The sequence below is a fragment of the Pseudomonas cichorii genome, assembly GCF_019719005.1.
In the GTDB taxonomy this organism is placed as follows: Bacteria; Pseudomonadota; Gammaproteobacteria; order Pseudomonadales; family Pseudomonadaceae; genus Aquipseudomonas; species Aquipseudomonas cichorii_E.
In genome coordinates this window covers 310,422-328,258 of record NZ_JAIGPJ010000001.1, presented here as the reverse complement: position 1 = coordinate 328,258, position 17,837 = coordinate 310,422, and the positions used below count along the sequence as shown (strand labels likewise).

General features: G+C 57.1%; 10 protein-coding genes and 1 pseudogene. 5 read left to right on the top strand and 6 right to left on the bottom strand.

Annotated elements, in window-relative coordinates; all coding sequences use genetic code 11:
• Positions 1–104 precede the first annotated feature (104 nt).
• The 3 genes from K5D32_RS01565 to metC all read right to left on the bottom strand — a co-directional run bounded on the left by K5D32_RS01565 (position 105) and on the right by metC (position 2,494).
• Positions 105–992, bottom strand: coding sequence for a polyprenyl synthetase family protein (locus K5D32_RS01565; RefSeq protein ID WP_221599061.1), 888 nt, complete (start codon positions 990–992; stop codon positions 105–107).
• Positions 989–1,231, bottom strand: coding sequence for an exodeoxyribonuclease VII small subunit (locus tag K5D32_RS01560; RefSeq protein WP_221576660.1), 243 nt, complete (start codon positions 1,229–1,231; stop codon positions 989–991). Before K5D32_RS01560 ends, K5D32_RS01565 begins: the two co-directional genes overlap by 4 nt.
• 90 nt (positions 1,232–1,321) lie before the next feature.
• Positions 1,322–2,494 carry a cystathionine beta-lyase gene (gene metC / locus K5D32_RS01555; protein ID WP_221599060.1) on the bottom strand — a complete coding sequence of 391 codons (1,173 nt, stop codon included), beginning with the start codon at positions 2,492–2,494 and terminating at the stop codon, positions 1,322–1,324.
• 191 nt (positions 2,495–2,685) lie between these two features.
• Here metC and K5D32_RS01550 point away from each other — a divergent pair, with 191 nt between their 5' ends.
• Complete coding sequence (locus tag K5D32_RS01550; RefSeq protein ID WP_260407087.1) at positions 2,686–3,684, top strand: YhcG family protein; 999 nt, start codon at positions 2,686–2,688, stop codon at positions 3,682–3,684.
• A gap of 129 nt (positions 3,685–3,813) precedes the next feature.
• On the opposite strand, the gene yghU is transcribed toward K5D32_RS01550, so the two are convergent.
• Positions 3,814–4,647 (bottom strand): glutathione-dependent disulfide-bond oxidoreductase, encoded by an 834-nt coding sequence (gene yghU / locus K5D32_RS01545; RefSeq protein WP_221593373.1) that lies wholly within the window; start codon positions 4,645–4,647, stop codon positions 3,814–3,816.
• A 69-nt stretch (positions 4,648–4,716) separates the two neighbouring features.
• Positions 4,717–5,613: an EamA family transporter gene (locus K5D32_RS01540; protein ID WP_221599058.1), complete on the bottom strand. Its 897-nt coding sequence runs from the start codon at positions 5,611–5,613 to the stop codon at positions 4,717–4,719.
• A gap of 297 nt (positions 5,614–5,910) precedes the next feature.
• On the opposite strand from K5D32_RS01540, the gene K5D32_RS01535 reads away from it, so the two are divergent.
• Together K5D32_RS01535 and K5D32_RS25830 are read left to right on the top strand one after the other, a co-directional pair.
• Positions 5,911–6,291, top strand: coding sequence for a hypothetical protein (locus tag K5D32_RS01535; protein ID WP_221599057.1), 381 nt, complete (start codon positions 5,911–5,913; stop codon positions 6,289–6,291).
• Between the two features lie 539 nt (positions 6,292–6,830).
• Entirely contained in the window at positions 6,831–16,391 is a 9,561-nt protein-coding gene (locus K5D32_RS25830) for a calcium-binding protein (RefSeq protein WP_260407086.1), read from the top strand.
• Positions 16,392–16,571: 180 nt separating this feature from the next.
• Here the strand turns inward: K5D32_RS25830 and K5D32_RS01450 are convergent, their stop codons facing one another.
• Entirely contained in the window at positions 16,572–16,850 is a 279-nt protein-coding gene (locus K5D32_RS01450) for a helix-turn-helix domain-containing protein (protein ID WP_122320543.1), read from the bottom strand.
• Between the two features lie 135 nt (positions 16,851–16,985).
• Here K5D32_RS01450 and K5D32_RS01445 point away from each other — a divergent pair, with 135 nt between their 5' ends.
• Entirely contained in the window at positions 16,986–17,357 is a 372-nt protein-coding gene (locus K5D32_RS01445) for a hypothetical protein (RefSeq protein ID WP_260407085.1), read from the top strand.
• A gap of 118 nt (positions 17,358–17,475) precedes the next feature.
• Positions 17,476–17,577 (top strand): annotated as a pseudogene (locus K5D32_RS01440) (transcriptional regulator); the annotation flags it as partial.
• Positions 17,578–17,837 lie beyond the last annotated feature (260 nt).

Below are 17,837 nucleotides of genomic sequence, written 5' to 3'. Positions count from 1 at the left end.
ATCGCAAGCTGCCCATGAAGTGCATCCTGCAGATACGCGGGTATGAAAAATCAGACCTGATTTGGCACGCTTGATTCATCGTGTCTGACGTTCGGTTGTCTGTATCAGTTGCGGCGTTCGACGATGTAACGCGCCAGCTCCCGCAAAGGCTCTGCGGCGGCGTCGAAAGGTTGCAGCGCGTTCAGCGCCTGATCGCGAAGCTCCAGTGCATAGAGTTTGGCAGGTTCAAGGCCAAGCAGCGCGGGGTAGGTCGGTTTGTCGCGGGCAATGTCGGCGCCCTGGCGTTTGCCCAGGGTCGCGGTATCGCTTTCAACGTCAAGAATGTCGTCCTGCACCTGGAAGGCCAGACCAATGGCCCGGGCATAAACCTGCAAGGCATCGAGTCTGGCCTGATCGGCATGACCGCTGGCCAGTGCGCCGAGTTTGACGCTGGCTTCGATCAGTGCGCCGGTCTTGTGTCGGTGCATGAATGCCAGTGCCGCCTGATCGAGTTTCAGACCGACCGAACCCAGATCAATGGCTTGCCCGCCCACCATGCCCGCCGGGCCAGCGGCCACGGCCAGGGTGCTGACCATCTGCAAGCGGGTTTCGGCATCACGTGAGTTCAGGCGCGGATCGAGCAGAGCGGTGAACGCCAGGCTTTGCAGGCCGTCGCCCGCGAGGATCGCACAGGCTTCATCAAAGGCTTTATGGGTGGTGGGCTGACCGCGACGCAGGTCGTCATCGTCCATGGCCGGCAGATCATCATGCACCAGTGAATAGGCATGGATCAGCTCGACCGCACAGGCCGCGCCATTGGCATCCTCGGCGACACCGCCCAACGCTTCGCAGGCTGCATAAGCCAGCAACGGACGTACCCGCTTGCCACCGTTCATCACGCTGTAGCGCATGGCGGCATAAAGCCGGGTCAGCTCCGGGCTCGGCGCTTCAAACAGACCATCAAGTGCCGCGTTGACGCGAGCCTGGCTTTGGGCCTGATAGCTCGCGATCATTCGGGTTGTTCCGCTTCGAAGGGCTCTTCGGCCAGCTCGCCATCGCGCTCCAGCAACACTTGCACCTTCTGCTCGGCCTGGGCCAGGGCATTCTGGCAGTCACGTGTCAGGCGCACGCCTTGCTCGAAAGCGGTCAATGAGTCTTCCAACGACAGCTCACCATTCTCCAGACGCTCAACCAGCGTTTGCAGATCGGTAAGGGATTGTTCGAAATCCAGTGCAGCTTTCTTGCGGGCCATGGCGGCATTCCCGGTGAAGATTAAACCGCCGCGACACTAGCAGAGCCGGGGCCGCGGGGCAAACGCTTGAAGGGGCAGAGTGGCTGGCCTTCAGTTCAGGGCGGCTGCAAATCCGGCCTTCAGGTCTTCGATCAGATCATCCGGGTTTTCCAGACCGATTTGCAGGCGCAGCATCGGCAGACCCTGTTCCCGGGCACCATAGTGATCCACCTCCGACACCAGGCTTTCAAAGCCGCCCCATGAGTAACCGACACCAAACAGCTTCAAGGCTCCGGTAAAACGGTCCAGCACCTGACGGTCGGCGGTCTTGAACTCGAAGCTCAGTAAGCCGTTGCAGCCATGGAAATCCCGTTTCCAGAGGGCATGGCCCGGATCGCTCGGCAGTGCCAGATGCAGGACACGACCGACCTGCTCGTGGCCATGCAGCCATTGTGCGACTTGCAGGGCATTGTGCTCGTGCATCTTCATGCGTGCCGCAAGGCTTCGGGCACCGCGCAACACAAGGTAGGCATCGTCGGGGCTCACCGTGTTGCCCACGGCGGTGTTCATGGTCTTGAGGGTTTTCCAGTGTTCTTCGGTGGTGCTGATGCTGCCCATCATCACGTCCGAGTGCCCGGCGATATATTTGGTCAGGGCCATCAACGAAATGTCCGCGCCCAGTTCCAGCGGCTTGAAAAGCACCCCCGAACCCCAGGAGTTATCCACAGCCAGTAGCAGATTGCGTGCTTTGCACAGTCGCGACAGGGCGGGCAGATCACACATATCGAAAGTCAGCGATCCCGGGACTTCGGCGTAGATCATGCGCGTATTGGGCTTGATCAGCGACTCCACGTTACTGCCGTCGGCGGCGTAGTAATCGAACTCGATATTGAAGGCCGTCATCCATGTCCTGACCAGCCGCCGAACCGGGCCGTATACCGCCTCGGTGATCAGCACATGCTGACCAGGGCGCACAAAGGCCTGAAACATCTGCGCCGCTGCGGCCAGGCCTGTGGAGTACAGACAAGTGCCGTGGGCACCTTCCAGTTCGGAAACCAGGTCCTGCAATGCAAAGGCCGTCGGGTTGCCGTTGGCCGCATACGTCAGCGAGCGATCCGGCCCGGCAGTCCGAGCCTCCGCTTCACGCAGGCTTTGCAGGCTGTCGAACAACACCGTGCTCATGCGCACCACTGGCGGATTCACCGCTATGCCCGGCCCGCTGCTGGCGCTACGGCCATGTTGGGATAGCGCAGTCTGGGCGAGTGGGTCTTTGTCTTGGGGCATTGCCGGCTCCGAACTACTGGATAAAAGAATTTCAGCTTGCTACGCAGGGGACACGCGATTCAGAAGCATCCTGCATACAGCCTGACGTCACGGGTGATTATCATGCGCTGCCTCTTGTATTTGAGCGATAGAAGAGGTGATTTGTGGGTAATAGTACGACGTCTGTTCAGCCTGAGGGATATAGCGATTGGTTGGCGTCGCTCAAGGGTGACATCAAGCGGGCGCGGCAGCGTGCGGCTCTGGCGGTCAATAGTGAGCTGGTGATGCTTTATCATCGTATGGGGCTGGATATCCGGGAACGGCAAACGCAGCGTGGCTGGGGCGCGAAGATCATCGAACGGCTTGCATCTGATCTTTCAGATGCGTTTCCTGACATTCGCGGTTTTTCAAGCCGGAACCTCAAGTACATGGCGTTTTTCGCGCTTCATTGTCCTGATTGTCAATTTGGGCAGCAGCCTGCTGCCCAATTGCCCTGGTTCCATATCGTAACCCTGCTGACCAAGCTGAATAACACAGCAGATCGAGAGTGGTACGCGGCGCAAGCCGTCCAGCATGGCTGGTCGCGCAGCACTCTGGAAGCCAATATCAAGAGCAGCTTGCACTTGCGTCAGGGCGGGGCTGTCTCCAACTTCGATATGCACCTGTCATCCGATGATTCCGCTCTTGCACGGCAGGTGTTGAAGGATCCGTATCTGTTCGATTTTCTTGGCCTGGGCAATGACGCCCGGGAGCGAGAAATCGAGAATGGGCTGATTCAGCACATCACCCGTTTCCTGATGGAATTGGGGGCCGGTTTTGCATTTGTAGGGCGCCAGTTCCGGCTGGAAGTGGGCGGTGACGAGTTCTTCATCGACTTGCTGTTCTACCACACGCGGCTCAAGTGCTATGTGGTGGTAGAACTCAAGGCCACCTCATTCAAGCCTGAACACGCCGGGCAACTGAGCTTTTATCTGGCAGCTGTCGATGCGCAGATCAAGGCGGACGATGATAAGCCCACCATCGGCCTGTTGTTGTGCCGACAACACAACCGCCTGGTAGCTGATTACGCTTTATCCGGCTTCGGCAAACCAATGGGCGTCGCGGAATATCAGTTACTGCGAGACTTGCCAGAAACATTGACACAAAGCCTGCCGAGTATTGCCCAGATCGAAGCGGCCTTGTCTGATGAGCTGGACACTCTGGAGCGGTAATGCCGATCAGTTGAGGCACAAACACAACTGATCAGCATTAAAAATGCAGGAGCGGATTTATCCGCGATACGTCCGTACATCCAAAGAAAACCTATCGTTTTCAATGACGTCTCGCGAATAAATTCGCTTCTACAAGTCAGACGCCTGATGCCGCTCTGGAACCTGATCCGATGCATCTCCCCATACGCGATTAACCGTCTTGCCGCGTATCACGGCAGGGCGTGCGGCGATCTCTTCGGTCCAGCGAAGCAGGTTCGGGTATTCATGCACCGACAGAAACTCTGCCGCGGAATAAACACTGTTCTGCACCAGCGCGCCATACCATGGCCATACGGCGATGTCGGCGATGGTGTAAGTGTCACCGGCCAGATAACGGCTCTCGCCCAAGCGACGATCCAGCACATCAAGCTGACGCTTGGCTTCCATCGCGAAACGGTTGATGGCGTACTCGTTCTTCTCGGGAGCGTAGGCATAGAAATGCCCGAACCCGCCGCCCAGATATGGCGCAGCTCCCATCTGCCAGAACAGCCAGTTCAGGGTTTCAGTGCGGCCTGCGTGATCGGTGGGCAGGAAGCTGGAAAACTTCTCCGCCAGATAAAGGAGGATCGAGCCGGACTCGAACACCCGCACCGGCGTCTCCTGGCTGCGATCCAGCAGCGCAGGGATCTTGGAATTGGGATTGACCTCGACAAAACCGCTGGAAAACTGATCGCCTTCCGAAATCTTGATCAGCCAGGCGTCATATTCGGCACCGCTGTGCCCAAGCGCCAATAACTCTTCCAGCAGGATAGTGACCTTCACCCCGTTGGGCGTTGCCAGTGAATAGAGTTGCAACGGGTGCTTGCCTACTGGCAGTTCCTTGTCATGGGTCGGGCCGGCAGTGGGGCGGTTGATATTGGCGAAGGCACCGCCGGACGAAGCTGGCTGCCATACCTTTGGCGGCGTGTAAGGGGTATTGCTCATAGGGGAACCTCGCAATGTTGAGGGCGATCAATTCGACCGATGGTGCTGCCTGTTGTTCATCACGATCAATCAAGCCAGAGGGCGACTGAAGCGAGCGAACAAGGCGTTACTGATACGTTGACCATACAGACCAACAGCCAGACCCGACACGATAAGAATCACGGCAAGGAGTTTTATCAGCGACAGGCTTTCATCAAAAATCACCACCGAGCCCAGAATCCCGAAGATAGGCACCAGCAGCGACAACGGAGCAACCGTGGAAACCGGGTATTGATTGAGCAATGAATTCCAGACCCAGTAACCGAACAAGGTGTTGGGGTAAACCTGAAACAGAATCGACAAGACAGCACGATGGTCGAGCTCATTGATCAATGTGGCGTAACCGCTGGTGCCATTGACGATGTAATCCAGAAGGAACAGCGGAATCGGCGAAAAGGCGCTGGACCAGACCAGAAAGGCAAATACCTGCTTGGTCCCGGCCTTTTTATTGATGATGTTTGCGACACTCCAGGCCGCTGCACCCAACAGCACCAGAATCAGCCCGGTCGCCGTGACCGAGCCATCCACGATAAAAATAATGCTCAACAGCCCGCACAGCGCGACACCAATCCCGGCCAGTTGGTAGCGCGTGACCGTCTCCTTGAACACCCAGGCACCCAGCAGAATCGTGAAGAACGCGCTGAACTGCAAAACCAGCGAAGCAATCCCTGCCGACAGCCCGGACTTGATCCCCAGATTGACGACACCCCACAGGCCTATGCCGAAGATCAGCCCGTAACCGATGATGTAACGCCACGCGACATCAGGCTTGGGAATGAAAAAGATTGCTGGCAGTGCACAAAGCGCAAAACGCAGCCCCGCCAGAATGAACGGGTCCACAGAGGTCAGGCCCAGTTTGATGACCGAGAAATTGAGGCCCCAGATCGCGGTGATCAGGATGGCGAGGAGCAGGTGGTGGAGTTTCATGGGGGGGACTTCCTGGTCGTATGAGTCATCTACAGCGTCAGGTTAATGCACTCTGACCTGCCGGTCTTGTGGCAGTCAGAGAGATTTATGCCTGAAAAGTGGTCTATTTGCCTGTTTGGTGAGCAAAAACTTGGCTTGAAGTAATGTATCGGAATCTATACATTTGCTGGCTTAGTGCCTCTATAGTGCCAGTCAGCAAAGTAACGACCCTTTTCGACGATGACGGAGGAAGGCGCTAGTTGCTTTTGAGCGGCAGCTAAAGGTCAGTGGTTGTAAACGCAGGGAGTGGGGGCGCTAATGGATGAGCTGAAATATTTTCTCAGAAACCTGGATGAGTATATTTATCTAGGGCTTTTAGTTTCAGGTCTTATAGCCATAAAGTCCAAGTCTGGAAATTCAGGTTCTTTATTTATCTGGAGCTGCAGTATTCCGCTTTCTGCGTTTTGTTACATCGCTTGGGTTTATGCCAGCGGTGGTAGCTTGAATTTTGCGACTTCCCTTATATATGTCTTTGCGTTTTCGCAGGCCGGATGGCTTGGGGGCGCTTTGGCTTTTGTCGGGTGGTGGGGTAACGCAAGTATTTTGAAAAGGGCAGGGTTGTGGGTATCCATAATCTCGGTCATTTCGCATGTCTTATTTATGGTGGTAGTTCTTGTTTTTGGATATGGTTCTTCATGAGCGAGTCGTCATCACCTTTTTAGCTGATCTGTTTATTCATAAGGGATTGTGTAATGGCATTTAGTAAGTCAACGCTGGATTATATAAAAAGCCAAGCCGATAAAGCTAAGGAGGTCGCCAATGCGCTTGGCGTTCCGGGGGTAACTGCTCAAGGTCTGTTAGGTGCTATTGGTGAGGAGTACGAGTCGCTTGGAGTCGTAGACTGGGTTCAAACCGTGCGAGTAACCAGCTACAGTCATGAAGAACTCAAACAAAACTATGAGAGTGTTATTGGCAGTCAGAGTATCCTTAAGGATGTCGTAACAGCAGGTGCCCGTCAAAAGCTTGAAATCAAATGGGATAATCCGGTACTTAATGATGTTGGGCCTGGAAATGTCAAGGTATTGACAGCCATTCAGCTGTTGAATAAATATAATGGCAATAATTTAGATCCAAACTCGGACCCTCTGGGGTTGAAGGGGTATACAAATGATTATAAGAAATTGGTCAGTGATCTTTCTAACGAAGGTAATAACCTGAGTTTGAAGTTTGCAGCCTTGATGCTTCAAGAGGGCCAAGAGTTTTACTCTACCAAGGCCGCTGCTGCCTGGAGTATTTATGATCAGGACACCAAAGACGCCATTCTGATCACGTATTACAACAACGGTAAGGAATGGGCGAGCGAGAGGGCTGACAAGTTTTTCGCCGAGACCCCGGATGGTCAATATGCACCCAAGCCAGGCGGAGGCGTCAGTGGTGGTGAGGTTTACCTTGAGAACGTCGATCAGATCAAGGCCTATGTAGGTATCCCTACCAAGCCCCCCAGCATTAACGATTTCAATCTCGATATCTTCAACGCGGGCCTGACACTCGAGAAAGACGCAACGGACCATGACCGGTTTGCGGCACAAGTAGCGGATGGGCTTGTGCGCAGTGGCGGTGGTTGGGCGATCACTTACAACCCGAGCAGTTTGAACATCAATCAGATACAGGATTCGTGGGTCAACAACACCTTCGCTGCCGCTGCGACGCAGATTCTTGCCGACAGCTATCGGCCTGGTAACGGCAACACGGTCAAGGACGTATTCGATTTCAGCCTGAAAAGTGCCAGTAGCGGTCTGTCATTCGACAGTGTTTCGGGGCAGGCGGGCGCCTGGCTGAACTCGGGCAATGCCTTGTCACGTCTGACCCTTCCGACGGACCCTCTGGTACTCGATCTTAATGGCGATGGTGTCCGGCTGACTGATTATGTCAGCCAGCCTGTGCTTTTTGATGTCGACAACGATGGCGGCAGTCTGGAAGAAACCGGCTGGGTCAGTGCTCAAGACGGGATTGTCGTGGTCGACCGCAACAATAACGGCAAGATCGACAATATCAGCGAGACCCTTTCCGAATACTTTGGCGGAGCCGCAGGGACTGCCGGAAATGCAGGGGAAAAACGTTTTGCCAATGGTTTTGCTGCGCTTGCCAGTCTGGACAGCAATGGTGACAGTGTTTTTGATAATCGCGATGACGCCTGGTCCAGTGTCAAGGTTTGGGTCGATGCTAACCATGACGGCAAAAGCTGGGTGGATAGCAACGGTAATGGGGCGGTCGATGCTGGCGAGGCCGATGAAGTTCGCTCGCTGAACGAGCTTGGTATCACCCGTATCAACCTTGCCAATACTCTGCAGAACGGCGAAGTACGCGATGGCAACGAAGTGTTGGCCCGTGGCACGTTCATCCAGAATGGCGTCAGTAAGGAAGCGATTGCAGCCAATTTCCTGGCAAACCCTAATGGCCACACCTTCAGTGCCAGTGGTAATGGAACGATTGTTTCGACTCAGGGCGGTGGAGAGGTGGCACCCGTGAGTGCCTATGCGTCCTCTTCTGTGACCGGTGAAACCATTGATGTGGCGCAAAAGGGCGTCAGCAATGCCAGTGGTTCATCAGGTAACGATACTCTGCTGGGCGACAGCAAGAACAACTGGCTCTCAGGTGGGCAGGGCAGCGATAGCTTCCAGGCCGGTGCCGGGGATGACGTGCTGCTGATCGACGCTGATGACGATGCAACCAATATCCATGGCGGTGCGGGTACCGATATCGTTCAGGTGATCGGCGATCAAGGTGTTGTTCTCAACCTGACCACGGCTGAGATCGAGATCGCTCAGGGCGGCAGAGGCAATGACGTGTTTATCGCCGACGGGCAAAGCACGGTCTACATGCGCGGTGGCAACGGTGACGATGTCTTGGTGGGTGGCTCTGCCAACGATGCCTTGTCCGGTGAGGATGGCGACGACTTTATCAGCGGTGGTGCCGGTAATGATGTGCTGCGTGGTCACCGTGGACAGGACCAGATTCATGGTGGCCTGGGCAACGACTTTATCGATGGTGGCCTTGATGACGATACGCTCAACGGCGGTGCCGGTGACGATGTACTGATCGGTGGTGCGGGCGATGATGTGATTGATGGCGGTGACGGCCTGGACGTCATCGAACTGTCCGGCGACTTTGCCGACTACCGTCTGACACGAACGGCAGAAGGTGTCTGGATCAGCGACACCGTGGCCGGGCGCGACGGTACCGATTTCCTGCAGAACATCGAAAAGGTCAACTTCAAGAATCTCAAGCTGGTCGAGATCCCGAGCACCACCAGCGAAGGCATCGAGAATCCTCTGCTGGTCAAGGATGTCCTGAGCAACGACAAGGCCGGTGCTGCTTTCGAGCGTACCAGTGCGCATCTGATCGGCAAGGAACAACTGCTGCAGAACGACATCGACTGGCAGCATGATGCGCTGCACATCACCGGATTGTTCGATGTCGTGGGCGGTACGGCCAGTGTGACCCAGGCGGGCGATGTGCTGTTCACGCCGGATGCAACCTTTACCGGCATCATGGGCTTCAAGTACACCGTTGCCGACGCCAAGGGCAATGAGGCCGGTACGGTCATCAGCATGGGGACCGGCGAAAGCGCGACGATGCGTGCTGCGGTTTACCTCAAGACCTCGGACCTGCCCGACGATCCGCTGGTGACCGATCAATGGTATCTGTCCCAGGCCAATATTCTTCCGGTCTGGAAGGATTACACCGGCAAGGGCGTCAGAATTGCCCAGATCGAAACCACCAGCCCTTTCGGCACGACCAAGGAAGTGCTCGATTACCGTCATGCCGACCTGAAAGACAACATCGACAAGAACTGGCTGGCCAATGCCACGCCGGGGCAGATGGCGGGCGAGGGCAGCGGCGGCGTCTTCAGCGATCACGCCACTCTGGTGGCCGGTGTGATGGTCGCCTCCCGCAATGGCGAAGGCAGTGTGGGCGTGGCTTATGACGCCACGGTTGCCGGTTACTGGGTCAATAAAGACGACTTCAGCACCATGTCCCACATGCACGAATATGACGTGGTGAACAACAGTTGGGGCAGTAGCATTCCCTTCGACCTGAAGTTTTCCCCGGCCGAACTGGGACTGCTGCCGACGCCACATCGTCAGGCCCTGCAAGAGGGGCGTGACGGGCTGGGGACCGTGATTGTCACAGGAGGCGGTAACGATCGGCAGAAAGGCGGGAACACCAACTACTCGAACGTCTCCAACAGCCGCAGCAGTATCATTGTCGGCGCGATCAATGCCACCACCGACCTGGGAGCTCTCCAGTTTGGCGGCAAGCCGTTTTCCAGCCCGGGCGCCAGCATTCTGGTCAGTGCGCCGGGTTCGAATGTGACCTCCACTTCGCGTCTGGTGCAGAACGACAATGGCTCCACGTTCGGTGCCGACACCAGCGTTTCGCAAGGCACCAGTTTTGCCGCGCCGATCGTCTCCGGCATCGTGGCACTGATGCTCGAAGCCAACCCTGAGCTGGGGTATCGCGACGTCCAGCAGATCCTGGCGCTTTCGGCTCGCAAGGTAGCCGACCCTGATACCTCGTGGCAGGAAAACGGAAGCCAGAACTGGAACGGCGGCGGCATGCACGTCAGCCACGATTATGGTTATGGCGAAGTCGATGCCCGCGCGGCGGTTCGTCTGGCCGAAACCTGGAATACCCAGCAGACCTTCGCTAATGAATTCAGCCTGAACCAGCCTCTGGACTCCGGCACCCTCAACCGCGCAATCACTGATGGACAGGGCGCAGGAATCAGCCATTCCCTGACCTTGGGTAACGCCGGTATTTCTGTCGAGCATGTTGAAGTCAAAGTCAGCCTGACGCATTCCCGTCCGGGTGACCTGATTCTCAAGCTGATCTCGCCGTCCGGTACGGAATCCATTCTCATGAACCGTCCGGGCAAGGCGCCGGGCAGTGCGGCGAGCGATCGTGGCAATGCCGACTTCGCGGGCAGCTCGACCCTGAATTACGTTTTCGACACGGCGCTTCTGCGTGGTGAAACGGCCCAGGGCAACTGGACGCTGCAAGTCATCGATACGGTTACCGGCGACACCGGCACACTCAACAGCTGGAGCATGAACGTTTACGGCAAGGACGGTACGTCCGATGACCAATATGTGTATACCAATGAGTATGCACAGTTGGCCGCTGCAGGCGGACGCAATGTGCTCAACGATACCGATGGCGGCGTAGACACGATCAATGCCGCAGCGATTGCCAGCGCCAGCGTCATCGACCTTTCCAAAGGTCAGGCGACCCTGGCCGGTGCCCAGTTGACCATCTCTAACCCTGGCCAGATCGAAAACCTCATCGGCGGCGAGTTTGGTGACTCGCTGACCGGTAACGCTGCGGATAACCATCTCTCGGGTGGGCGTGGCGACGATCTGCTGTCGGGCGGTGCAGGTATCGATACGCTGATCGCAGGGCAGGGCAATGACACCCTGACCGGCGGCGCCGATACCGACTATTTTGTGATCGACAAGAACGCGGGCGACGTCGATACCCTGACCGACTTCGTCATCGGCACCGACCGAATCGTTCTGTCCGGTTTCGGCCCTGATGTGTATTCGACGATGGGCATCAGCCAGCAAGGTGCGGACACCCGGTTGACGCTGGATGATGGGCAAGTTCTGGTACTTAAAAATGTGCAGTCCCAGGGCCTGACCCTGAGCAGCTTCGTGCATGTACCGGAAGGCGTGAGCCTGAGCCGTCTGGAGCGTTACTCCGGCTTTGGTTTCGGGCTTGATGGCACCGTGACCGAGCGGATTCTGCCGGACACGACCAATGGCGTTCTGTACTGGGCCAATGAGGGCGGCGAGCGCGTCTTCGGCGGCACGGGAGCCGATGTGATCACCGGTGGTCTGGGTGATGATGTGCTGGTCGGCGAAAGCTCCACGTCTTCGAGTGTCGGCGGCAACGACACCCTGAACGGTGGCGAAGGCAATGACGTGGTGCGTGGCGGTGCAGGCGATGACGTGCTCTACGGCGGTGCCGGGCTGGATTATCTCGGCGGCGATGCCGGTAACGATGTCCTCTACCTGGAAGGCGATCAAGGCATCGCTGACTACGCGACCACCACATTGCTGTCACCGAACATCAACCTCGGCGGTGCAGCCTCGCACACCGGAGCCTCGGTGGCGGGCGGTGCCGGGAATGATCGTTTTGTCGTGGTCGAAGACCTCAAGGCGAGTGCTTCGCAAGGCATCATGGCCAACCTGATCGACGATTTCGAGGTGGCCAATCCAGCCGAGAAAATCGACCTGTCACAGATCCGAGCGGTACACAGCTTTGCCGAGCTGAACTTCAGTTCCGTGACGGTGGATGGCGAGCAGTACCTGAGAGTCTGGCTGGGCGCGATGGCCAGCGGCACTCAATACCTGACCCTCAAAGGCGTCACCGCCAATCAACTGTCCGCTGCCAATTTCATTTTTGGTCAGGCCGTTGCACAGCCCAAAGTGCTGCTTAGCGGCACGGCTGCCAACGATCTGCTGATCGGCGACGCCGGCGGCAATACCCTCGATGGCGGTGCTGGTGCGGATGTGCTTGAAGGACGGACAGGCGACGACACCTATATCGTCGACAATGTCGGTGACGTGATCAAGGAAGTGGTGGGCGGTGGCTATGACCTGGTCAAATCCAGTGTCAGCCATACCCTGGCCAATGAAGTCGAATCCCTGCAATTGCTGGGGACTGCGGCGATCAATGGCACCGGCAATGAACTGGCCAACCGCATTGTGGGCAACAGCGCCAACAACGTGCTGGACGGTGCCGGTGGTTCCGATGTGCTGATCGGCGGCCTGGGTGACGACACCTATGTGGTTGATGACGGTTCCGACCGGGTCGTCGAGTCCCAAGGTCAGGGCACGGACACAGTCAATGCCTCGGTTTCCTTCACACTGGCCAGCAACCTGGAAAACCTGAACCTGACCGGCAGCGCCAGCATCAACGCCACGGGCAACAGCGTCGACAACATCCTGCGCGGCAATATCGGCGATAACCGTCTCGACGGCGCCCAGGGCGCAGACCTGATGATCGGTGGCCTGGGCAATGACACCTACTTTGTCGATAACGCCGGCGATGTGGTCATAGAGGATGCCGACGCGGGTAATGACAAGGTCATTTCCACGGTCGACTACAGCCTGGCGGCGAATGTCGAGATCCTGACCTTGTCCGGTTCCGCCCTGAATGCAACGGGTAACGCGCAGGCCAACGAACTGTTCGGCAACGAACATGACAACCGCCTGTACGGCGGTGCGGGCGATGACTTCCTGCAGGGTGGCAAAGGCAATGACCGCTACGTGTTCGGCGTCGGTCATGGTCAGGACTTGATCAACGAAGACCTGGATGCCAGTGGTGGCGTTGACACCATCGTGTTTGAAGCGGGTATCAACGCAAGCGACGTCGCTGTCGATCACTCCGCGCAAGGGATGGTGCTGCGCCTGAATGATGGTCAGCAGATCATCTCCGGCTGGACCGCTGCCCGTGGTCACAGCATCGAGCGCATCGAGTTCGCCAATGGCACGGTCTGGAACACCGCCACGCTGGCGACCCAGGCCAACCGTGCACCGACCATCGCACAGGCGATTGCCGATCAGAACGTGGCAGAAGACAGCGGCTTTGTCCTGACACTGGCGAACAACGCCTTTGTCGATGCGGACAGCGGTGACGCCCTGAAGCTGAGCGCAACCCTGGCTGATGGCAAACCTCTGCCCGCCTGGCTGAGTTTCGATGCTGCCACCCGTACCTTCCGCGGCACGCCAGACAACAGCGGCGTCGGTAACCTGTCGATTCGCGTCACGGCGACCGACAAGGCTGGCCTGTCCGTCAGCGACAGTTTTGACGTACGGATCAGCAATACCAACGATGCGCCGGTCCTGGCCAAGGCCATTGTCGATCAGGCTGCAACCGCAGGCACACTCCTGAACTTTGCCCTACCGGCAGCGACCTTCACTGATGTTGATGCTGGTGACACATTGAGCATTACCGCGCAGTCTGCCGACGGTCAGGCGTTGCCAGCCTGGCTGACGTTCGATACGGCCACTCGCACCTTCAGCGGCACGCCTGGAAGCCAGGGAACCGTCTCGGTCAAGGTTTCGGCCGTGGACCGTGCGGGAGCAACGGTCAGTGATGTGTTCGACATCGTGGTCGGCGCGCAGACCGGCCTGATCAACGGTACCCAGAGTGGTGATTACCTGACTGGCGATGCACAGGCCGAAACCATCAATGGGTTGGGTGGGGACGACACCCTGTACGGCAGGGCTGGCAACGACGTACTGAACGGCGGCGATGGTGCCGACTGGCTCTACGGCGGCGACGGTAACGACATTCTGGATGGCGGTGCCGGTAACGACAGGCTGTCGGGCGATTTCGGCAATGACACCTATCGTTTCTACCGCGGCATGGGGCAGGACACCATTACTGATTTCGACTGGACTGTGGGTAATGTCGACACCATCAAGGTCGCGGCCGATATCGCTCCGGCCGATGTGATTCTGAATCGTGACGGCAACTACCTGCATCTCTCGATCAAGGGAACGACAGATAAAATGTCGATCACCTTCTTCAACAGCATCAACTACCAGGTAGAGCGTGTCGAATTTGCCGATGGCACGGTTTGGGATGTCGATACCCTCAAGGCCATGACCCGTGGAGTGGCCAGTGATGCAGCCGATACCCTGTATGGCGACGTTGGGGCCGATGTACTGGATGGGCTCAATGGCGACGACAAACTGTACGGTGATGCTGGCAATGATCAGCTTAACGGCGGGGCTAGCAACGACTCGCTGTACGGCGAAAGCGGCAACGACACCCTCAATGGCGGAGCCGGTAACGACTACCTCGATGGTGGCGATGGCAATGACATTCTCGATGGCGGTGCCGGCACCGATTCCCTGAGCGGATCTCGCGGCGATGATACCTACCTCTTCTATCGCGGCATGGGTCAGGACACCATCAACGAGTTCGACTCCACCACGGGCAATGTCGACACCATCAAAGTCGCGGCAGGCATCACTCCTGGCGATGTCATCGTCAAGCGTGACAGGACGGATATCGTGCTCTCCATCAAGGGCACGAACGACTGGATGAAAATCTACGACTACACCAGCTCCAACTATCAGGTGGAGCGCTTCGAGTTCGCGGACGGGACCGTCTGGTCTGTTGCGGACCTCAAGCGCCTGTCGGTGGTCGTGGCCAGCGAAGCGGCCGATACGATTTACGGCGACGAGACGGGCGAGCAGATCGACGGGCTTGGCGGCAATGATCAGTTGTACGGCCAGGCCGGTAACGATGTGCTCATTGGCGGTGCTGGCGATGACATGCTCGATGGCGGAACGGGTGTCGATACGCTGGATGGCGGAGCAGGCAACGACACGCTGTATGGTGGCTCGGGCAACGACATCTACCTGTTCCAGCGGGGCGGTGGCCAGGACCAGATCTACGACCGTGACTGGACCTCCGGCAATATCGATGTGATCAAGCTGGCACCAGGTATCAGCCCGGGCGATATCAAGGCTTCGCGCGTGGGCGACAACCTCGAACTGGCGATCATCGGCACTTCGGACAAGATCACCGTTCGCGACTGGTTCTACTCCACCGACTCGCAGATCGAGCAAGTCCAGTTCGTGGACGGCACCGTCTGGGATGCGACGGCCCTCAAAGCCATGGTCAAAGGCGTGGCGAGTGAAGGCAACGACACCCTGCAAGGCGAAGAGTCTGTTGCCGATGTCCTCAGCGGTCTGGGCGGTGACGACAGCCTTTACGGCTTGTCAGGCAACGACACCCTCAACGGTGGCGCTGGCAAGGACAAGCTCTATGGCGGAGCAGGAGCGGACATCCTCGATGGCGGTGCCGGTGATGACAGCCTGTATGGCGATGCAGGCAACGACACCTACCTGTTCTATCGCGGTGCCGGGCAGGACTGGATAAGCGACTACGACAATACGGCCGGCAACCTGGACGTGATCAAGCTTGCGGAAGGCCTCAAACCTGCCGATATCCAGCTCACCCGTAGCCTGAACGACCTGTATGTCGGCATTGCCGGCACCAGCGACAGGCTGACGGTTTCCGGATGGTTCTCCAATAGCGCGAACCTGATCGAACAGATCCAGTTCGCTGACGGGACCACCTGGAATGCCAGCACCATCAAGACCATGAGCAACGGCACGTCCACCCAGGGCAATGACGCGCTTTATGGCGATGATGCTGTGGCCGATTCGCTCAGTGGCCTTGCAGGCAACGACAAGCTCTATGGTCTGGGCGGCAACGACGTGCTGTCGGGCGGTGCCGGGGATGATGAACTGAACGGCGGCGCAGGCGCGGACACCCTCATCGGTGGCACGGGCAATGACCGGCTGTATGGCGACCGTGGCAACGACCTCTATCAGTTCGAGCGCGGCGGTGGCCAGGACGTCATCGACGACTTTGACCCGGATGCCAACACGGATGTGCTGCAGTTCGGTAGCGGTATTGCGGCCGACCAACTGTGGTTCAGCAAGAATGGCTGGGACCTGGAAGTCGGCGTCATCGGCACGAGCGACAAGGTGACGGTATCCAAATGGTCATTCTGGGGCGAGGGCACTTGGGAGAAGGCCCAACAGATCGAGCAATTCCGCACGGCGGACGGCAAGGTCCTGATGGCCAGTCAGGTTGACCAGATGGTACAAGCCATGGCGGCTTTCGCGCCTCCTGCACCGGGAGAAGTGAAGCTGTCGGAAAACTACCAAGCCTCGTTGAATGCTGTGATTGCGGCTAACTGGCAGTAAGGGTGGAAGCAGCCGCGCCTTTGGGCGCGGTTGCTATTGGTTTCAGCGGTCCTGTCTGCGAAGCCGGATCGGCTTCAAATCTTCGACACATAATCACATCGAGTCTGTGTTTGGCATCCCGGTTTCTCGAGATGAGAGATTGTGTGCATCCGACTCAGGTACGCATCATCCAGATGGCAGTTACTTATTCCCTTCCAGTAATCGCTTACTCAATAGATCCAGCATCTCCTGCTGGCTAACTGATGCCTGTATTGCATAACACGAGATCAAAAGCTCCAGAGGATGAATCCCGATTCTGGTGGCGAGCTGATCCAGCTTCTCAAGCGTCGGACTTTTCAGCCCTCGCTCGATTTCAGACAGATATGAGCGCCCGCTTACACCTACGAAATCCTCTTGAGTGAGGCCTTTGGCTTCTCTGGCTTCTTTCAGCGCAGCGCCTACTGCTTTGCTCAGTTCCATCGCCCAGCCCCTTTACAAAAGAAAGGGATTTCGCTTGAATGCACGCTATGGCACTACACGCTATAGCATTCGTTTTGGCGAATGAATTTCTAAAGGGACGAGGACACGCAACGGCGTGCAGATCGGAGCTATTCAATGAATCGTAAAAAAACACAGATTTTCAGGGCGTCCCGTATTTCACCTTCGCAAACCCTCTGCCCCAAATGCGGCTTCCAGCAACGCCGTCTACCTGATAGGCGGGCTCGGCCAATGCACGAAACCATGACCCGGCAACAAGTCGTCAGCGCGATGTACGCCTACCTGATGAACAGTTGGGAAGAGCTGCCCGAGCAGAACAAGCGTGCGCTGGGTTTTGATTTTGTTGTGGGTAGTGAAGGCGAAGAGGAGGGGCTGAATCACTTGGCGCGGCTGTTTATGGAGTATGCGGATATTTCGTTTCGGCGGGCGTTGGTGGCGCGGCGGAGGCGGCTTGGGGTGGATGAGGCGGAGCGAGTGGATTTTTCATAAGCCAATAGAAGATTATCTGCCACAGTTTCTGGGTAATCGCTTCATTGAGATATATGCAATATGCAAGCGTGCTGCCTGCCGATCGCCTTCCTGAATCAATTCAAAGAGGAGAACAGTCATGGACCATGAGCTGGAGCAGTTTCAGAAAGACCTGCTGGTTGCAGTACGCGAAATGAAAGCTGGTAAGGCTGCGCGCTCGCCCCAGGTAAAGTTGTCGGCACCCTGAGGCACTGCGTGACTTGCAGGCTGCGTAACGTTGGTCATGTCGTGGTTTAGCGGACGGGTTAGTTTGAACTGCTGATAAGCCTTCGGCACCTATCACTGGATCTGCAATATAGTGCACTTTTATAGGTGGGAGAGTTCGATTTTCTGCAATAAATTGCACATTTTTAGCCTCTGACCTATTATCTTCTGCACTATATTGCAGGTGCGCGATATGCAGCTCACAATCCAGATCCACGATGAAGGCCAGTGGAGTGA

Coding starts and splice junctions, on each gene's coding strand:
- K5D32_RS01565 (WP_221599061.1), bottom strand. CDS start 992: ATGATCGCGAGCTATCAGGCCCAAAGCCAGGCTCGCGTCAACGCGGCA.
- K5D32_RS01560 (WP_221576660.1), bottom strand. CDS start 1,231: ATGGCCCGCAAGAAAGCTGCACTGGATTTCGAACAATCCCTTACCGAT.
- metC (WP_221599060.1), bottom strand. CDS start 2,494: ATGCCCCAAGACAAAGACCCACTCGCCCAGACTGCGCTATCCCAACAT.
- yghU (WP_221593373.1), bottom strand. CDS start 4,647: ATGAGCAATACCCCTTACACGCCGCCAAAGGTATGGCAGCCAGCTTCG.
- K5D32_RS01540 (WP_221599058.1), bottom strand. CDS start 5,613: ATGAAACTCCACCACCTGCTCCTCGCCATCCTGATCACCGCGATCTGG.
- K5D32_RS01535 (WP_221599057.1), top strand. CDS start 5,911: ATGGATGAGCTGAAATATTTTCTCAGAAACCTGGATGAGTATATTTAT.
- K5D32_RS25830 (WP_260407086.1), top strand. CDS start 6,831: ATGCTTCAAGAGGGCCAAGAGTTTTACTCTACCAAGGCCGCTGCTGCC.
- K5D32_RS01450 (WP_122320543.1), bottom strand. CDS start 16,850: ATGGAACTGAGCAAAGCAGTAGGCGCTGCGCTGAAAGAAGCCAGAGAA.
- K5D32_RS01445 (WP_260407085.1), top strand. CDS start 16,986: ATGAATCGTAAAAAAACACAGATTTTCAGGGCGTCCCGTATTTCACCT.